The organism is Chitinophaga pollutisoli, from assembly GCF_038396755.1.
GTDB lineage: Bacteria > Bacteroidota > Bacteroidia > Chitinophagales > Chitinophagaceae > Chitinophaga > Chitinophaga pollutisoli.
In genome coordinates this window covers 571,430-587,704 of sequence record NZ_CP149822.1, presented here as the reverse complement: position 1 = coordinate 587,704, position 16,275 = coordinate 571,430, and the positions used below count along the sequence as shown (strand labels likewise).

General features: G+C 55.2%; 14 protein-coding genes. 8 read left to right on the top strand and 6 right to left on the bottom strand.

Annotated features, from left to right (window positions below; genetic code table 11):
* The first annotated feature begins 17 nt into the window (after positions 1-17).
* The 4 genes from WJU16_RS02440 to WJU16_RS02425 all read left to right on the top strand — a co-directional run bounded on the left by WJU16_RS02440 (position 18) and on the right by WJU16_RS02425 (position 2,418).
* The gene (locus tag WJU16_RS02440; protein ID WP_341836738.1) at positions 18-821 is read left to right on the top strand and encodes an amidohydrolase family protein; all 804 of its coding nucleotides are present in this window, start codon (positions 18-20) and stop codon (positions 819-821) included.
* Positions 710-1,120, top strand: coding sequence for an amidohydrolase family protein (locus tag WJU16_RS02435; protein ID WP_341836737.1), 411 nt, complete (start codon positions 710-712; stop codon positions 1,118-1,120). Before WJU16_RS02440 ends, WJU16_RS02435 begins: the two co-directional genes overlap by 112 nt.
* A 156-nt stretch (positions 1,121-1,276) precedes the next feature.
* Positions 1,277-2,212, top strand: a complete 936-nt coding sequence (locus tag WJU16_RS02430; protein WP_341836736.1) for a DUF5009 domain-containing protein — start codon at positions 1,277-1,279, stop codon at positions 2,210-2,212.
* A gap of 5 nt (positions 2,213-2,217) precedes the next feature.
* A complete protein-coding gene (locus WJU16_RS02425) occupies positions 2,218-2,418 on the top strand; it encodes a hypothetical protein (RefSeq protein ID WP_341836735.1) in 201 nt (66 codons plus the stop codon).
* 72 nt (positions 2,419-2,490) lie between these two features.
* Here the strand turns inward: WJU16_RS02425 and WJU16_RS02420 are convergent, their stop codons facing one another.
* The 6 genes from WJU16_RS02420 to WJU16_RS02395 form a co-directional block, all read right to left on the bottom strand.
* Positions 2,491-3,000 (bottom strand): glycoside hydrolase family 16 protein, encoded by a 510-nt coding sequence (locus tag WJU16_RS02420; protein ID WP_341836734.1) that lies wholly within the window; start codon positions 2,998-3,000, stop codon positions 2,491-2,493.
* Positions 2,997-3,323, bottom strand: a complete 327-nt coding sequence (locus WJU16_RS02415; protein WP_341836733.1) for a hypothetical protein — start codon at positions 3,321-3,323, stop codon at positions 2,997-2,999. The genes WJU16_RS02420 and WJU16_RS02415 overlap by 4 nt, the downstream gene beginning before the upstream one ends.
* A 25-nt stretch (positions 3,324-3,348) precedes the next feature.
* The gene (locus WJU16_RS02410; protein WP_341836732.1) at positions 3,349-5,187 is read right to left on the bottom strand and encodes a RagB/SusD family nutrient uptake outer membrane protein; all 1,839 of its coding nucleotides are present in this window, start codon (positions 5,185-5,187) and stop codon (positions 3,349-3,351) included.
* A 14-nt stretch (positions 5,188-5,201) separates the two neighbouring features.
* Complete coding sequence (locus WJU16_RS02405) at positions 5,202-8,540, bottom strand: TonB-dependent receptor (protein WP_341836731.1); 3,339 nt, start codon at positions 8,538-8,540, stop codon at positions 5,202-5,204.
* A 253-nt stretch (positions 8,541-8,793) separates the two neighbouring features.
* Positions 8,794-9,999 carry a FecR domain-containing protein gene (locus WJU16_RS02400; protein WP_341836730.1) on the bottom strand — a complete coding sequence of 402 codons (1,206 nt, stop codon included), beginning with the start codon at positions 9,997-9,999 and terminating at the stop codon, positions 8,794-8,796.
* 94 nt (positions 10,000-10,093) lie between these two features.
* Positions 10,094-10,645 carry an RNA polymerase sigma-70 factor gene (locus tag WJU16_RS02395; RefSeq protein WP_341836729.1) on the bottom strand — a complete coding sequence of 184 codons (552 nt, stop codon included), beginning with the start codon at positions 10,643-10,645 and terminating at the stop codon, positions 10,094-10,096.
* A gap of 327 nt (positions 10,646-10,972) precedes the next feature.
* Between WJU16_RS02395 and WJU16_RS02390 the strand changes: the two genes are divergently transcribed.
* The 4 genes from WJU16_RS02390 (at position 10,973) to WJU16_RS02375 (ending at position 16,072) form a co-directional block, all read left to right on the top strand.
* Positions 10,973-11,791, top strand: a complete 819-nt coding sequence (locus WJU16_RS02390) for a L,D-transpeptidase family protein (RefSeq protein ID WP_341836728.1) — start codon at positions 10,973-10,975, stop codon at positions 11,789-11,791.
* Between the two features lie 213 nt (positions 11,792-12,004).
* Positions 12,005-12,577 carry a gluconate 2-dehydrogenase subunit 3 family protein gene (locus tag WJU16_RS02385; protein WP_341836727.1) on the top strand — a complete coding sequence of 191 codons (573 nt, stop codon included), beginning with the start codon at positions 12,005-12,007 and terminating at the stop codon, positions 12,575-12,577.
* Positions 12,578-12,609: 32 nt separating this feature from the next.
* Complete coding sequence (locus tag WJU16_RS02380; protein WP_341836726.1) at positions 12,610-14,304, top strand: GMC family oxidoreductase; 1,695 nt, start codon at positions 12,610-12,612, stop codon at positions 14,302-14,304.
* A 73-nt stretch (positions 14,305-14,377) separates the two neighbouring features.
* Positions 14,378-16,072, top strand: a complete 1,695-nt coding sequence (locus WJU16_RS02375; protein ID WP_341836725.1) for a GMC family oxidoreductase — start codon at positions 14,378-14,380, stop codon at positions 16,070-16,072.
* Positions 16,073-16,275: the final 203 nt, after the last annotated feature.

Below are 16,275 nucleotides of genomic sequence, written 5' to 3'. Positions count from 1 at the left end.
CCAAAAAATGAAAGGAGATGTTAAAACAACTAACCTTCCTTGCCGGCGCCATTGCTTTTTTCCTGTGCCTGCCCTCGCGGGCGCAGGAAAAGGCGGCGCTGAAGCTGGTGGACTGGAAGCCGGTGAGCCAGCTGGTGGTGCCGCAGACGGAGGTCATACGGCCTAAATTTCCCGTGATCGATATCCATAATCACCTCGGCAACCTGGATAAGGCGGGCCAATATCTCGCTGAAATGGACAAGACGGGCGTAGTGATGGCGGTGAGCCTGGACGGGCATTCCAAAGATCATTTTTACAAAAGACACATACAGCGTTCCAAAGATTCAACCGGCGAAAGGTTCCTGGTGTTCTTCGCGCCGGAATGGAGCCGGATCGACGAGCCGGATTTTGGCAGGAACGAAGCGAAGCGGCTGGAAGAAGCTGTGGCGATGGGTGCGGGCGGCGTGAAAGTATACAAGAGCCTGGGGTTGTCGGTAAAAGATAAAACCGGGCGGTTTGTAGCGGTTGACGATCCGCGACTGGATCCAATTTGGGGTAAATGCGGTGAGCTGGGGATTCCGGTGTTAATGCACGTATCCGACCCCAAAGCTTTTTTACGCCGCTGGATGAACATAACGAGCGGTACGACGAGCTGGGGCAGCATCCCGACTGGTCGTTCCATGGCAATGGTTTTCCTACAAAAGAAGCGCTGCTGGAGCAACGCAACCGGGTGCTGGAGAAGCATCCCAACACGATCTTCATCGGTGCGCATATGGCCAACCTGCCGGAAGACCTCGGGCAGGTGTCCATATGGCTCGACAAATATCCCAATCTCTATGTAGAGTTCAGCGCGCGCATCAGCGAACTGGGCCGCCAGCCGGTTACCTGCCGCAAATTCATGATCCGGTACCAGGACCGGGTGCTGTTTGGTACGGATACCGCTCCCGACGCCAGGGCTTACCGGATTTACTTCCGTTTCCTGGAAACGACGGATGAGTACTTCGACCCGGCGCAGGGGCACCATTTACAGGGCCGCTGGATGATTTATGGCCTTGGGCTGCCGGATGCCGTGCTGGAGAAGATCTACAACAAGAATGCCCTCCGCATATTGGGGATGAAAAAAGGCGCGGCGGCGCGGTAAATAGACTTTTTATGAACTATCCTGTATATTTAGCTGGCCTACGACCTTGTCTACCATCAATAATTACCTCGCATGAATGCTATCCCTCCGGCGGCAGCAACCGCACCGCCTCCCGTTAAACCCGCTGTACTACCGGTTTCTGGCAGAATCGCCTCTGTGGATATCTATCGCGGTTTCGTCATGTTGCTGATGATGGCGGAAGTGCTGAATCTTCAGAAAGTATCCGCCGCGCTGCCCGAAAGCGGTTTTTGGAGTTTCCTGGCTTTCAACCAGAGCCATGTGCCCTGGGCGGGTTGTTCCCTGCATGATATGATCCAGCCTTCGTTTTCGTTTCTCGTGGGCGTAGCGCTGCCGTTTTCCATGGCGGCGCGCATGGCGAAAGGGGAGAACATCGCCGCCATGTGGCGACATACCCTGGTGCGTTCGCTGATACTGATTTTCTTGGGCATCTTCCTGCGTTCCATGCACTCGGAGCAGACCAATTTTACTTTTGAAGATACGCTGACGATGATCGGCCTGGGATATCCGTTCCTGTTTGCGCTAGGTTTTTGTAACACGAAAACGCGGATCGTAGCCTGTGCGGCCATTCTCTTCGGATATTGGCTGGCTTTCGCGCTGTATCCTGTGCAGGATGCCGGCCAGGCTTTGACGGGCGTGCCCCCCGGATGGGAATACAATTTCGACGGCTTTGCCGCGCATTGGAACAAAAACACAAATCTCGCCTGGGCATTCGACACCTGGTTCCTGAACCTGTTCCCGCGGGAAGCGCCATTTCTATACAACGGCGGTGGTTACGCCACACTGAGCTTTATCCCTACGCTGGGTACCATGATCCTCGGCACTTTCGCCGGGCAGGCGCTGCGATCAGATGATACGCCGCAGCGCAGGATCCGGTTGTTCGTGTATTGCGGCATCGGGCTGCTGGCGGCGGGGTTGCTATTGCATGTTACGGGAATTTGCCCTATCGTGAAAAGGATCTGGACGCCTTCCTGGACATTGGCTAGCGGAGGGGGCTGTTTCCTGTTCATGGCGCTGTTTTACTGGCTGGCGGATGTTGCCGGATACAAAAAAGCTTTTTCCTCCTCACCGTGATCGGCGTGAATTCCATCGCCGCGTACGTGCTGGCCGACGGGTTTGGCGGCTTCCTGAAAGAATCGTTGTATATCCATCTCGGCCGCACATACGACCAGGTATTTGGCGCGCCTTATGCCACATTGCTGCAGGGCTTCCTGGCGCTGGGGCTCATGTGGTTCATTCTCTACCGCATGTACCGGAAAAAAATATTCATTAAAATCTGATGACTGTCGCACGTAAATAAAAGGGGATGACCGGCCTGGTCATCCCCTTACTTCTTGTAGTCAAATATATCACTATTGGCGTTGGTAAACACGCACATAGTCTACGACCATGCGCATGGGCATGTGGGCGTCGGGAACTTCTTCGCCGCCTTGTCCCAATGCCACGTTGAGCAGCAGGAAAAAGTCTTCCCGGAAGGGGAGATTTCCCCGGCGTTCGTTTTTAGCAGCGGCTACATCAATGGTGTTGAGGACTTTGCCATCAACAGAGATGACCATACTGTTTTCATCCCACACCAACTCCCATTCGTGGAACTGTTCCGCCCATTTTTCACCGCCCCAGGCTGCTACGGGCCATTTGGCTTCGTCCCAAACGGTTTTGTCCGTGCCTTGCCAGCAGGCATTTGCCAGGAGGTTGCCGCGGTAGAATTCCATGATGTCCACTTCTCCGCAAGCGGGCCATCCTCCGTTTGCGCGATTGGCGCCGAGCATCCAGAATGCGGGCCAGCTGCCTTTGCGGACGTCGATTTTCGCCCGGAGGGTGACCCTTCCGTATTTAAACTGGAATTTGCCACGGGTGATCATGGAGGTAGAAGTGTATTCCGCGAACTGGCGGTTTTTTTCCAGTCGCTGCTGGCGGGATCGAAATTCGGATTGGCGACGCGTTCCTTGCGGGCCTCAATGGTCAGGAAGCCGTTTTTGCAGGTGGCGTTGCCGGGTTGGTACCATTGCGGTTCCCGGTTGCGCTCGAAGCCGCGCTCATAATCCCATTTGGCGGGATCGGGGCGGCCATCGGTATCAAATTCGTCGTTCCAGACGAGGGTATACCCGCTGCTGTCTTGCTGCGAAACGGGGGCGGTGAGGCCGCCGCAGTGAAGTGCGGCAGCCAGGAGGAGCGTGAGTTGCATGTTTGAAGATAATTAAACGTTTTGATCAATACCCGGGATTCTGGACGAGCAGCCGGCTGTTCTGGATGTCGTTCAGCGGGATGGGATAAAGGTACATGGCGCGCGTCCATCCCCGGTTTTCGATCACGGTGCGTTTGTAGAAGCCTTCCAGCGTGGGGGCGTTCATATCCATGCCGTAATAAGGTCCGCCCTGCGCGCCTTTGCCGGAGGGGTTTTCGGCAATCATCCAGCGGCGCACGTCAAAGTAACGTTGCCCTTCGCCGGCCAGTTCCACACGCATTTCGGCGCGCACAGCCTCGCGCTGCGCGACCTGGTTGCCCCGGATCTGCGGTTTGATATCCGCCAACAGGGGAATGCCCGCGCGCTCGCGTACCTTGTCGATGTAAGTGATGATGTTGGGATCGGAAGGCCTTACTTCGTTCAGCACTTCGGCATATAACAGGTAAAATTCCGCGAGGCGGTGGATGATGCCCGGACGGTACTCGCTTTTCGGGTGGGATCCCTGGTTATAGACGCGCTTGCTGAGTTTTTTGTAAAAGATATAACCCGTGCGGGCGTGGTCCTGGACCCTGTTGTCGCTGTTGCCGTCTTTGTTGAACCAGATCTCTTCGTTCCCAACATGCCAGCGCCGGCCGTTGTAGAAGATAGCCTGGTAAAACCTGGGCTCACGGTTGACGTACATCCGGAAAGTGCCGGGCGTGGTGCGCCCCGTCACATCGTCCCCTGCTTCCGACATGCCGGTTTCGCTGTATTTGGGGGATTCATCGATGGGAAGGCCGTCGTTCATGAAGAATGCATCCACCAGCTCCTGCGTGGCGGCGATGTAACCGGTGGCGTTGCTGCCGCCGCGGGCGCCGCGGGGCACCGACCATCCGTCGACACCAACAGTCGGCACCGATCCCCAGTTCACATCCGAACGGGCGAAGATGATCTCCTTGTTGTATTTCATGTGCAGTTCATACAGGCTCTTGTCGGGATCGTAAGCGGTGCCTGTCATTTCGCGGTGTAGGGCATAGTGGCCGGATTCCGCATAGTCGATGACGGCTTTCACGGCTTCGAGGGCTTTGTCCCATTTGGCGGGATCGGCATCGGGGAAGAGCCTTTTGCCGTCTTTGTTCGTGACGGCCAGCGCTTCGGAATAGCCGCCGTTGAACAGGGGGCTGGCGGCATACATCATCAACCGCGCGCGTATGGCCAGGGCGGTGCCTTTGGTAGGCAGGGCCAGCAGTTCCTGTTTGGTCAGGTCCGGATCTTTCAACTCCGCGATGCAGGCGGTCAGTTCGTCATACACGAAATTTACTACCTCATCCACGGAGTTGCGCGCGTAATCGAGGTTCTTGCTATTGGGATCGGCGACGTCCGTCATGATCGTGACAGGGCCGTATAACTCGAACAGCAGGTAATGGTAGTAAGCGCGCAGGAAGCGGGCCTGCACTTTCAGCTCGGCGAGCTCTGCGGCGTCCACGAAATCGGCCAGGCCGGATGCGGGAATCTCTACGGCGTTGGCAAGGAAGATATTGGCCTGGCGGATGTATTGGTACAAAGCCCAGCGCGACCAGGTGGAATGGCTGAGCGTATAGGGCGCCAGGTTGTATTCCGTCACCTGGCGGAGCTTCACCTCGTCGGTCATGCGGAGCCAGGGATTGTCGAGCCCGGTAATATCGTTGCGGCTGTAGTTGGCTAAATTAGGGATGCCTGCATAGATATTACGGTGCCACTTGCGCACATCTGCCGGGGTGGAAAAGATTTTCTGCATATCGCGGTCTTCGGCCAGTTCTTTGGACACGTCGAGATAACTTTTATTGCACGAAACAGTGCCGAATGCGGTAGCTGCGATAATCAGTGAGTGGAAAATATATTTCATGTCGGTCGATTCGTTTAAAGTGTGATTTCAAGTCCTGCCGTCCAGGTACTGGGAAGCGGGTAGCGGGTGCCGCCGGCGCTGTTGCCCAGTTCAGGATCGTAGATGCCGAGGTGGTCCCACAGCGCAACGTTGTTGCCCATAATATAAATGCGGGCGTTTCTCATTTTCGCGCGCTGGATGAGTTTGCTGTTGAAATTGTAACCGGCTTCAACGTTTTTCAGACGGATGAACGAGCCGTCTTTCACCCACCAGGTGCTGGCGGTGTTGGTATTCGCCATTTCGGAGACGCGCAGGCGTGGGAAGAATACGTCCTGGCGCGGGTTTTCCTGTGTCCAGCGGCTGTCCACGATTTCCTGGCGAACATTGCTTTCGTCGATCCCCCAATGGAAAGGCATGAAGGCGTTTGATTGGTCGTTGATATTGACGGAAACGCGGCCTGCGCCCTGGAAGAATACGCTGGCGTAGAATCCTTTCCATTCGGCATTGAGGCCAAAGCCGTAGATGAGTTCGGGAACGGTGGGATTGGCGACGTCTTTTACCCGGTCAAGATCATCCACGATCCCGTCGCCATTGAGGTCTTTGTACTTGATGTCGCCGGGCATCACCTGGCCAATAAAACGGGTAGGAGCAATGCCGTCTTTCAATACATAGGTTTTACTGCCGTCCGGCGCGGTGGTGATATTGAAATCTTCGTCGGAGAACAGGCGCTCGGCTATGAGGAAGTTTTCCAGCGCATTCAGGCGCGTTCCGGTCTTATTCATCCAGGGATAGAGCTGTGGCACTTCGTCGTATTCGATGATTTTGTTGCGGGCGAGCGTCAGGTTGCCACGGGCGGACAACATCACTTCACCGACTTTGTGGCGCAGGTTCATCGAGCCGTCGATGCCTTTGTTCTCCACGATGCCGAAGTTCTGCCAGGGCGCTACGCGGAAACCGGCGATACCTGGGATGGTGCGGCGACGGAGGAGAATGTCCGTCCGGCGGTTGTCGAAATAATCCACCTGGAAGTCGATGGCGCCGTTGAGCAGCGTAACGTCGATCCCGTAATTCTTTTTCACCTCCACTTCCCACGCCAGGGTCGGGGATGAGAATTTGTCTTCAACAAGACCGTTGCCTATGCCGTTGCTCGCGCCGGAGGTGCCGATACCCCAGTTGTAACCGGTGCCATTACCGAAAGTGGCCCTGTATCCGAAACGGTCATTGAGGAGGTTGTCGTTCCCGGTGCGGCCAACGGAGGCGCGCAGTTTCAGGTTGCTCACCGTTCTGGACAGGGATTCGGGGAAGAAAGGCTCGTTGGTGACGTTCCAGGCCACGCCCACCGCCGGAAAGAAGCCGTAACGGTGCCCTTCCGCGAAGTTTTCGCTGCCTGTGATACCGAAGTTGGCTTCGATCGTATAGCGGCTGTCGAAAGTATAAACCGTGCGGCCGATATAGGCCTGTTTGCGGAAGGCGAGTGCGTCGGACTGCAATTGTTTTTCTTTCTGGTAAGTCAATGCCATGGCGCTTACCACGTGTTTGCCGAAAGTGCGGTCGTAATTCAGCGCGGCTTCCATGTAGATGTTCTTGTCGCCGGAACTGCCTTCTATCGGCTCACCAAAGGGCGTGCTGTTGCTGATTTGTTTATAGATCAGTTTTCCATCGGCGTCGCGGCCGGTGGCAAAGAACGTGGAAGGCGTTTTGATGCGCGTCATCCGGTAGAGGGTGTTAGCGTCATAACTGATGGCGGCACGGATTTTCAGGCCCTGCGTGAGGATGTCGAGTTTCTGCTCGAGGTCCACCCGCGACTGGATGCCCGTTCTCCATTCCTTCTGATAACCTGATTCCACGAGCTGGTTGTATGGATTGAGCTTGTTGTTATTCTGCGTGGGGTGCCCGGCGAGCGTTCCGTCGGAATACACGGCGGGGAACAGGTGCGGCGGGATGCGGGAGAAGCGCTCGAACAGGTTGGTGGCGCCAAAGCCGGGGTAATTCGTTTGTAGGTATTGACCGCTCAGGTCCACGCGCAGCAGGGTCGTTTTGGTAACGTCCAGGTCGATGTTGCTACGGAGGTTGTAACGTTTAACGCCGGCGTTGTTGTTGTAATCGGGGTTCACTTTATAGAGCCCGCTTTCGGAGAAATAGGCGCCGGAAACGAAGAACCGCATGCGGTCGCCGCCGCCCCTGAAGTTGAGCGTATGACGGGTGTTGTTGGTGTGGTCGCGCATGAGGAGGTTCCACCAGTTGCTGCTGGGATACAGGTCCGGATCTTCGCCGGATTTGTATTTCGCCAGCAATTCGTCGCTGAACTGGGGATCTCTGCCTTCGTTGCGGAGGGCTTCGTTGTATAGGGATAAATAGTCGTATGAGTTGGCGAAACGCGGGCGGCGCGTAGGTTTCAGCTGACTGTATTCGCCGCGGTAAGTGATGCGCGTTTTCTGCGCCATGCCGCGTTTGGAAGTGATGAGGATGACGCCGTTGGCGCCTTCGGCCCCGTACACCGCGGTGGCCGCGGCGTCTTTGAGCAGCGTGAAGGTTTCAATTTCATCGGGCTCGATGTCGTTCATGTTACGGGGGATACCATCGACCAATACGAGCGGGCTGGTGCCGCCCGCAAACGAGCTCACGCCCCTGATCCAGAACTCTGCGTTGTCATAACCCGGTTCGCCGGAACGCTGCACGGCGATGAGGCCGGGAATCTGCCCGGCGAGGTTGTTGGACAGGCTGCGGGTAGGCATGCGGAGCTGCTCGCCTTTGATGGTGCTGATGGAGCTGACGAGGCTGCTCTTCTTTTGTTGCCCGAATCCCACAACCACCACTTCACCCAATCCTTTTGTATCAGGCAGCAGCAGGACATCGATGACGCTCCTGCCGGAAATGGGTATCTGTTGGGGGATGTAGCCAATGAAGTTGAATTCCAGCACGGCATTGTCAGGAACGTCGAGGATGAACCGGCCGTTGGCGTCGGTGGCGGTGCCGATGATGGGGCGGCTGTCTTTTACGATGACGGTCACGCCCTGTAAAACGGTGCTGGAATCACGCACGGTGCCGCGCACTTCGATATTCTTGCGGACGGGTGCGCCGGCGGATTTCAGTACGGTGATATTACGGCCGTTGACACGGAAATCCAGCGCCCGCGCAGGCAGGAGGGCGTGGAGGACGCTGAGGACCGGCGTTTCTTTTATGCTGATCGTTACGGGATCGGCATGGGTGAGCACATCTTCCTGGTAGAGGAAATGATAGCCCGTTTGTTGTTTCATCCGGGAAAAGACTTCCCGCAGGGGCATGTTTTTAACGGAAAGCGTAACGTGTTGCGCTTTTCCGGAAGCGAATACCCCGAGGGAGAAAGTAAAGAGCAGCGCTAGCGTGATCTTCATGGTTCTAAGGATTAGCGGCCCGGCAAAACATGGGCGTGCGGCTCCTGGCCGGCATGTTTTGCCCGCAATTTGGAAATGCATAGATTTACATTGTTAGGATTGAATAATCATTGTGTCATTCTAACGTGGCTTCATGCCCGGGCCGGGAGCGGTGGTGCGCTGCCGGCCTTTTTATGCATGATCATTTCAATAAAGAGTCGTATACCTGTTTTTTCATGGCTATTTAGATTTGGTGATTGCGTAATTGTTCCTGTTACTTCTTCTTTGCGGCGGCTACTTTCAATTCGCTGCCGCTGATATTGAACTGCAGCCCGCTCAGGAGCCGCAACTGTTCCAGTACTTCTCCCAGGCTCGCTTCCCTACTGATACTGCCGCCGATGCGCATGCGGCTGTCTATCGCACTTTCGTATACCACGGTGATGCCGTACCAGCGCGTCAGTTGTTGCATGACTTCGGCAATGGATTCGTTGCTGAAATAGAAATACCCGTTCTTCCACGCGGTGGCTTTTTCCATGTCTGCCGGCGAAACCTGCAGCGCGGTGGTGGTGGAAACGGCCTGCTGGCCGGGCGTTAAAGCTTTCCGCCCTTTCCTGGCAGCGATGGCCACTTTTCCGGAAACGAGCGTGGTGGCCGTGCGCCCGGATTGATAGGCGGAGATGTTGAAAGCCGTGCCGAGCACGTTGATGGTGTCTCCTTCTACCTGCACGCTGAATGGCTTTTGTGCGTCGGCGGCTACTTCGAAATACCCTTCGCCCCGGAGGGAAACGATACGCTGGCTACCGGTGAAACGTACCGGGAAGCGGAGCTCCGACGCCGCGTTGAGCCACACCGCAGTGCCGTCGGGCAATACGATGCGGTAAGTGCCGGCGAGGGGCACGCGTAGCGTGTTGTACAGCGTTTCGCTGCCGGAAGCGGCGAGGGTGTTGTATTGCAGCGCGCCGCTGTCGCTCCGCAGGCGCGTACCGTCTTTTTCTTCGAGGAGGAAATCTTCTCCCCGGAGCTGGACGGTTTGCCCGTTGGACAAGGTGAGCGTTGCGCGGGACGTGCCTGGGAGCACGTCGTTCTGATGGCCGAAGCGGTCGTCGGGCACGAGGCGTGCATGGTTGTTCTCTATCTGGCGGGAGGAGAGGAACCAGGCTATGGCGGCAATCCCGGTAAGCATGGCTGCTGCAGCCCAATAGAAGCGTTGGCGGGGGGAGCGTTTATGATGGGCATGGATGCGTTTATCATTGACCTGTTGCCATGCGGCGGCGCTATTGAAACGGGCGAGTCGTTGGAGACGGGCTTCCAGCGCGGGGAAGTCGTTAAGTTCCGCCAGGAGGCGCTGGCGCGCGGGGGCGTCCACCAGGGTATTCAGTTCCTGCAGTTCGGCGGTGGTAATGGCGCCCTGGTGCTGTTTCAGCAGTAAAGTGGCGGTTCGGTAAGGTAAATCTCCCCAGTCGGTTGTTGGCTCGGTCATGTCTATACTACACGCAGGAAGTGAAAAAGAATGGAATACAATGGCGGAAATTTTAAAGATTTTTTAAAACTTCCTACTGTTCAACCGATTGCATTCAACGAATAAAGAATAGCAGGAAAACAAACCCTGGTCCAAGGCGCTCCCGGAGCAGGGATAAAGCCCTTTGTTTCTGGCTTTTGACGGTATGGATGGATATTTTCAGTGATTCGGCGATTTCAGTGTTGGACAGGCCTTCCACGTAACTTTTGCGCAGTACGGCGGCGCAGCCCTCTGGCAGGGAGGCTACAGCGGCGTGCATGGCGGACAGCATTTCGGTGCTGATAATGGTTTCGAGGACTTCGGCGGGGGAGAAGGGCTGTTCGCGCAGCTGTTCGTCCTGGTGCCGGTGCACGACTTTCAGGTGGCGGAGGCGGTTGAAGCAGGCGTTGCGGACCACTGCATAGAGGTAGTTTTTCCGGGCGGTATCGGATTCGGGGAGCAGGCCGGAGCGCTCGCAAAGGAGCACGAATACGTCCTGCACCACATCTTCGGCCAGCGCCTCGTCGTTCAGATATCGGAACGCGAACTCGCACAGCCGCGGATAATACTGATGGAACAGCGGCTCGATCGCTGCGGAAAGCTCATCATGTCTCGGAAATTTCACCATTCCTCTGCAGGTTTATCTGGAAATCGCTGATTGGTAACGTGTATTGGCTAAAAATAGCAATTTTCGCAAAACAGGTAGACATTTACCCACTAAATCGTTAAATTTGGCGTTAATATTTATGGAATTAAGAGATTTATTCGGCTATCTTTTTATTCTGGCAGGCGTTATGCAGTTACTTACCGCCTACCTGATTTTCGCCGGCAACCGGCATTACGTATTAAGATTTGCCAACAGGAAGGTAGGTTCAATAATATATGTTATTTTTGCATTTATATTATTCTACCTGGCATATTATTTTCTGGCATGAATTGGTAAGACAGACTAGATATGAAGCGGTTATTTATTGGTATTTTATCCCTCCTCGGCGCCTATAGTGCGCAAGCACAGCAATCCTTCCTCGAGAATCAGAAATTGTTCCCGAGAGTAGGGGAGGCGTTCCGTGAGAAGGAAGAGAACATAAAAAAGGAATTCGCCAAAAAAGGCATCGCCTGGCCGGCCAAACAGCTCTACATCCGCAGCTTTAAGCTGGACAGCGAGCTGGAGATCTGGGCACGGAACAATGTCGCCGACACTTTCACCCTCGTTAAAACCTACCGCGTCTGCTCCCTTTCCGGGAAGATGGGCCCTAAGCGCAAGGAAGGCGACCGCCAGGTGCCGGAAGGGTTTTACTACATCAACGATTTCAATCCCAACAGCAGTTTCCACCTGAGTCTCGGCATCAACTACCCGAACTATTCCGACCGCGTGCTCAGCGATCAGAAGAAACCGGGCGGGGATATCTATATCCACGGTTCCTGCCTGACCATCGGGTGCATCCCGCTGACGGATGAATACATTTCCGAAGTGTACGTGATGGCGGTGCACGCCAAAAACCTGGGACAGGATTTCATACCCGTACACGTGTTCCCTGTGCGTTTCGGCAACGCCCGGAGCATGGATTATCTCGGTAGCGTATCGCTCACCGATAACGACGCACAGAAATTCTGGCTGAATCTGAAGAATGCTTACGATTACTTCGAGAAAACGCGCAAAATGCCCGTGGTGATGGTCAATAGCCAGGGGAAATACGTATACACCGCTCCGATGCGGGAACCGGCCGTGGCGCACATTCCCACCACCCGCACGCAGACAACGACAACGAACTGATTTTATCGCATAAAAAGCCATGCAGCCCCGGCCACCGCGCCGGGGCTGTTTCGTTAGATTAACCGATTAAAACCGGCTGAAAGTACCCGCCTGCCAGCAAATATTACCCCCAATGCGTCATTTTTACACATTATTTTACCGCCGGCGCTCAAATAATTTTGCTTTCTCGCATTTTTTTGGATTTTTCCACAAAGGTCAAATCAATTTACCATTATGAACAGAAGAGATGCCATCAGGAATGTGGCGATACTCATGGGTACCGCGCTTTCCGCTTCCACGTTAGCGGCACTGGAGGGTTGCAAGTCCAGGCCTGCCACATATACATTGCAAACGCCTGAAACAAAAGAGCTACTCGCAGAAATCGCCGAAACCATTATTCCCGCCACAACTACGCCCGGAGCGAAGGCCGCCGGAGTTGGGGATTTCATCGTTACCATGATCAACGACTGCTACGACGAAAAAGCGCAGAAAGTGTTTGAAGCAGGCCTGAACACGGTAAATGAGGAAAGCAAGAAGAAATTCTCCGGTAAAACGTTCATCGAGCTCACGCCCGAACAACGTACGGAGTTGCTGACCGCCATCGACCAGGAGCGCGTGGATTACAACAAACGTGAAAACAAGAAGAAGGAAGATCCCGTGCACTACTTCCAGTACATGAAGGAACTGACCCTCCTTGGCTATTTCACGTCGGAGCCCGGCGCCACCCAAGCCCTGCGCTACATCGCAGTGCCCGGCCGCTACGAAGGCTGCGTTCCCTACAAAAAAGGCGACCGCGCCTGGGCTTAATCCGTATTCCACATCTCAAAAACTGAAACAACATGAACCTGAACATAAAAGCGCAGGACCAGCATACGTTTGACGCCATTGTGATCGGATCCGGCGTTAGCGGCGGATGGGCTGCCAAAGAGCTGACCGAAAAAGGCCTCAAAGTACTCATGCTCGAACGCGGCCACAATCTCGAACACGGCAAGTACGAAACCGCAACCAAAAATCCCTGGGAATTCGAACACCGCGGACGCATCACGCAAGACCAGCGCCAGTCGCACGAGAAACTCTCCCGCGATTACCCTTACTCCGAACACAACGAAAAATACTGGATCAACGATAGCAAATCGCCCTACCAGGAAGATAAACGCTTCGACTGGTACCGCCCCGATATCGTTGGCGGCAAATCCATCATGTGGGGCCGCCAGAGCTACCGCTGGAGCGACCTCGATTTCGAGGCCAACGCAAAAGACGGGCACGGCATCGACTGGCCCATCCGATATAAAGACATTCAGCCCTGGTACGAATACGTGGAGAAGTTCGTAGGGATCTCCGGTTCCGTCGAGAATCTTCCCCAGCTTCCCGACTCTATCTTCATGCCCGCCATGGAAATGAACTGCGTGGAGAAAGATGTGAAAGCGAAAGTGGAAGCATCTTTCGCAGGCCGTAAGATGATCATGGGCCGCGTAGCCAACATCACCAAGCCGCTGCCCGGCCGTACCAACTGCCAGTTCCGCAACCTGTGCAGCCGCGGCTGCCCCTTCGGCGGATACTTTTCCACCCAATCTTCCACGCTTCCCGCCGCAGTTGCCACCGGCAACCTCACACTGCGTCCCGATTCTATCGTGAACAGCTTGATCTATGACGACAAAGCAGGCAAAGCCACCGGCGTGCGCGTAATCGACAAGAACTCCAAGGAAATGATCGAGTTCTACGCCAAGATCATTTTCGTAAACGGTTCCACCCTCGGTTCCACTTTCGTACTGATGAACTCCATCAGCAGCCGCTTCCCCAACGGTTTCGGCAACGACAGCGGCGTACTGGGCAAATACCTGATGGATCACCACTTCCGCACCGGCGCATCCGGCACCGTGGAAGGGTACGACGATAAATATTTCTACGGCCGCCGTCCCAACGGGCTGTACATCCCCCGCTACCGCAACATCGGCAACGACAAGCGCGATTACGTGCGTGGCTTCGGCTATCAAGGTGGCGCTTCCCGCAGCGGATGGAGCCGCGGTATCGCGGAAATGGGTGTAGGTAAAGACTTCAAGGAGATGCTCACCGAACCTGGAAAATGGAGCATGGGCATCGGCGGCTTCGGCGAGTGCCTGCCTTACGAAGACAACTACGTAACGCTCGACCAGTCGGTGAAAGACGCATGGGGCCAGCCCACGCTGCGCTTCAACGCAGAATTCAAGGAGAACGAGGCAAAGATGCGCAAAGACATGGCGAATGACGCGGCAGAAATGCTGGAAGCAGCCGGCGTGAAGAACGTGAAAACGTACGACAACGGCTCCTGGCCCGGTATGGCGATCCACGAAATGGGCACCGCCCGCATGGGCCGCGATCCGAAGACGTCAATCCTCAACGAATTCAACCAGGTGCATGGCGCCAAAAACGTATTCGTAACGGATGGCGCGGCGATGACTTCCGCTTCCTGCGTGAATCCTTCGCTCACTTACATGGCGCTCACGGCCCGTGCAGCCGATCACGCCGTGAAAGAACTGAAGAAAGGAAACATCTGATAAGAACAAAGGCATAACTACCAGGAAAAGCCGCGTTCTGTGCGGCTTTTCCTGTTTTAAACCTACGCTGAAAATGAATTTGAACACCAAGGCCGCTGCCGCAAATACCTACGATGCCATCGTGGTAGGTTCAGGCATCAGCGGCGGCTGGGCAGCCAAGGAGCTGTGCGAAAAAGGGTTGAAAACCCTCGTGCTGGAAAGAGGCCGGAACGTAGAACACATCAAGGATTACACCACCGCCAACTGGGCGCCCTGGGAATTCCCGCATCCCGGTATGATGACGACCGAGATGCAGGAAAATTATCCCATCCAGAGCCGGTGCTACAACTTCGATGAAGCCACCAAACACTTCTGGGTAAACGATAAGGAGAATCCCTATAACGAGATCAAACCCTTCAACTGGCTGCGCGGCAACCACGTGGGAGGACGTTCCCTCACCTGGGGCCGTCAGGTATACCGCTGGAGCGACATCGATTTCGAAGCAAACGCGAAAGACGGCCACGGAGTGGATTGGCCGGTCCGTTACAAAGACATCGCGCCGTGGTACAGCTATGTCGAAAAATATATCGGCATCAGCGGTCAGGCCGAGAACCTTCCCCAGTTACCGGATGGCGAGTTCCTGAAAGCCATGGAGATGAACTGCCTGGAAAAGCATGTGGCGGCGCGAATTAAGGAAAAATACACTGACCGCATCATGACCATTGGCCGTTGCGCACACGTGACGGAAGCGCACAACGGGAGAGGGCCCTGCCAGTACCGGGACCAGTGCGGAAGGGGATGCCCGTTCACCGGATATTTCAGCAGCAATGGCGTAACGCTCCCTGCCGCCGCGAAAACCGGCAACCTCACGCTGCGGCCGTTTTCCATCGTGCTGGAGATCCTGTACGACGAAGGAACGCAAAAGGCCACTGGCGTGCGGATTATGGACGCGGAAACGAAAGAGGTGATGGAATACCACGCGAAGATCGTGTTCATCAACGCTTCCACGCTCGGTACCACAGCGATCCTGCTCAATTCCGTCAGCAACCGTTTCCCGAACGGGTTCGGCAACGACAGCGACCAGGTGGGGCGCAACCTGATGGATCACCACTTTGGCGTGAGCGCGTACGGAAATTTCGACGGCTTTGAAGACCAGTATGTGTACGGCCGCAGGGCAAATGGCATTTATATTCCCCGTTTCCGCAATATCGGCGGTAAAACAAACCGCACCGATTATGTCCGCGGATATGGTTACCAGGGCGGCGCTTCGCGCGGAAGAGGTTCCTCGTTCGAGGGCATCGGCGTGCAGTTGAAGGAAGCCAACCTGGAGCCAGGTAAATGGAGCATGTGGATCGGCGCCTGGGGCGAACATCTGCCGTATGCAGATAACACTGTGCGGTTAAATAAAACGAAAACCGACAAATGGGGGCTTCCCACACTAGATATCGATTGCTCGTTCCGCGACAATGAAATGGCGATGCGCAAAGACATGCTGGAAAGCGCGAAGGAAATGCTGGAAGCGGCCGGTTTGTCGGACGTTGGCGGCGGCGACAGCATGCCGCCTCCGGGGCACTGCATCCACGAGATGGGCACGGCGCGTATGGGGCGTGATCCGAAAACCTCCGTACTCAATGGTTTCAACCAGGTGCATGCGGCGAAGAACGTGTTTATTACCGATGGCGCTTGCATGTCTTCTTCGGCCTGCCAGAACCCTTCGATCACGTACATGGCGCTGACGGCGCGGGCGGTGGATCACGGGGTGAGTGAGCTGAAGAAGGGGAATCTTTGATTTTACCGGAAGGGCCGGTGCAGTGGGGATTAACATCCTAATAAAAAATTGCACGTATAAACGATTATTTGGTAGCGGGAAAATAGCTGTACGCAAAATTGTTGGCGGCTTTTTTCCCGCTTCTTTTTGATTTTACGGATTAATTAGGTTAACTTAAAGTAGGTTTTTCGCACACGTTATTGTTAAACTTAAATTCAGCTTAC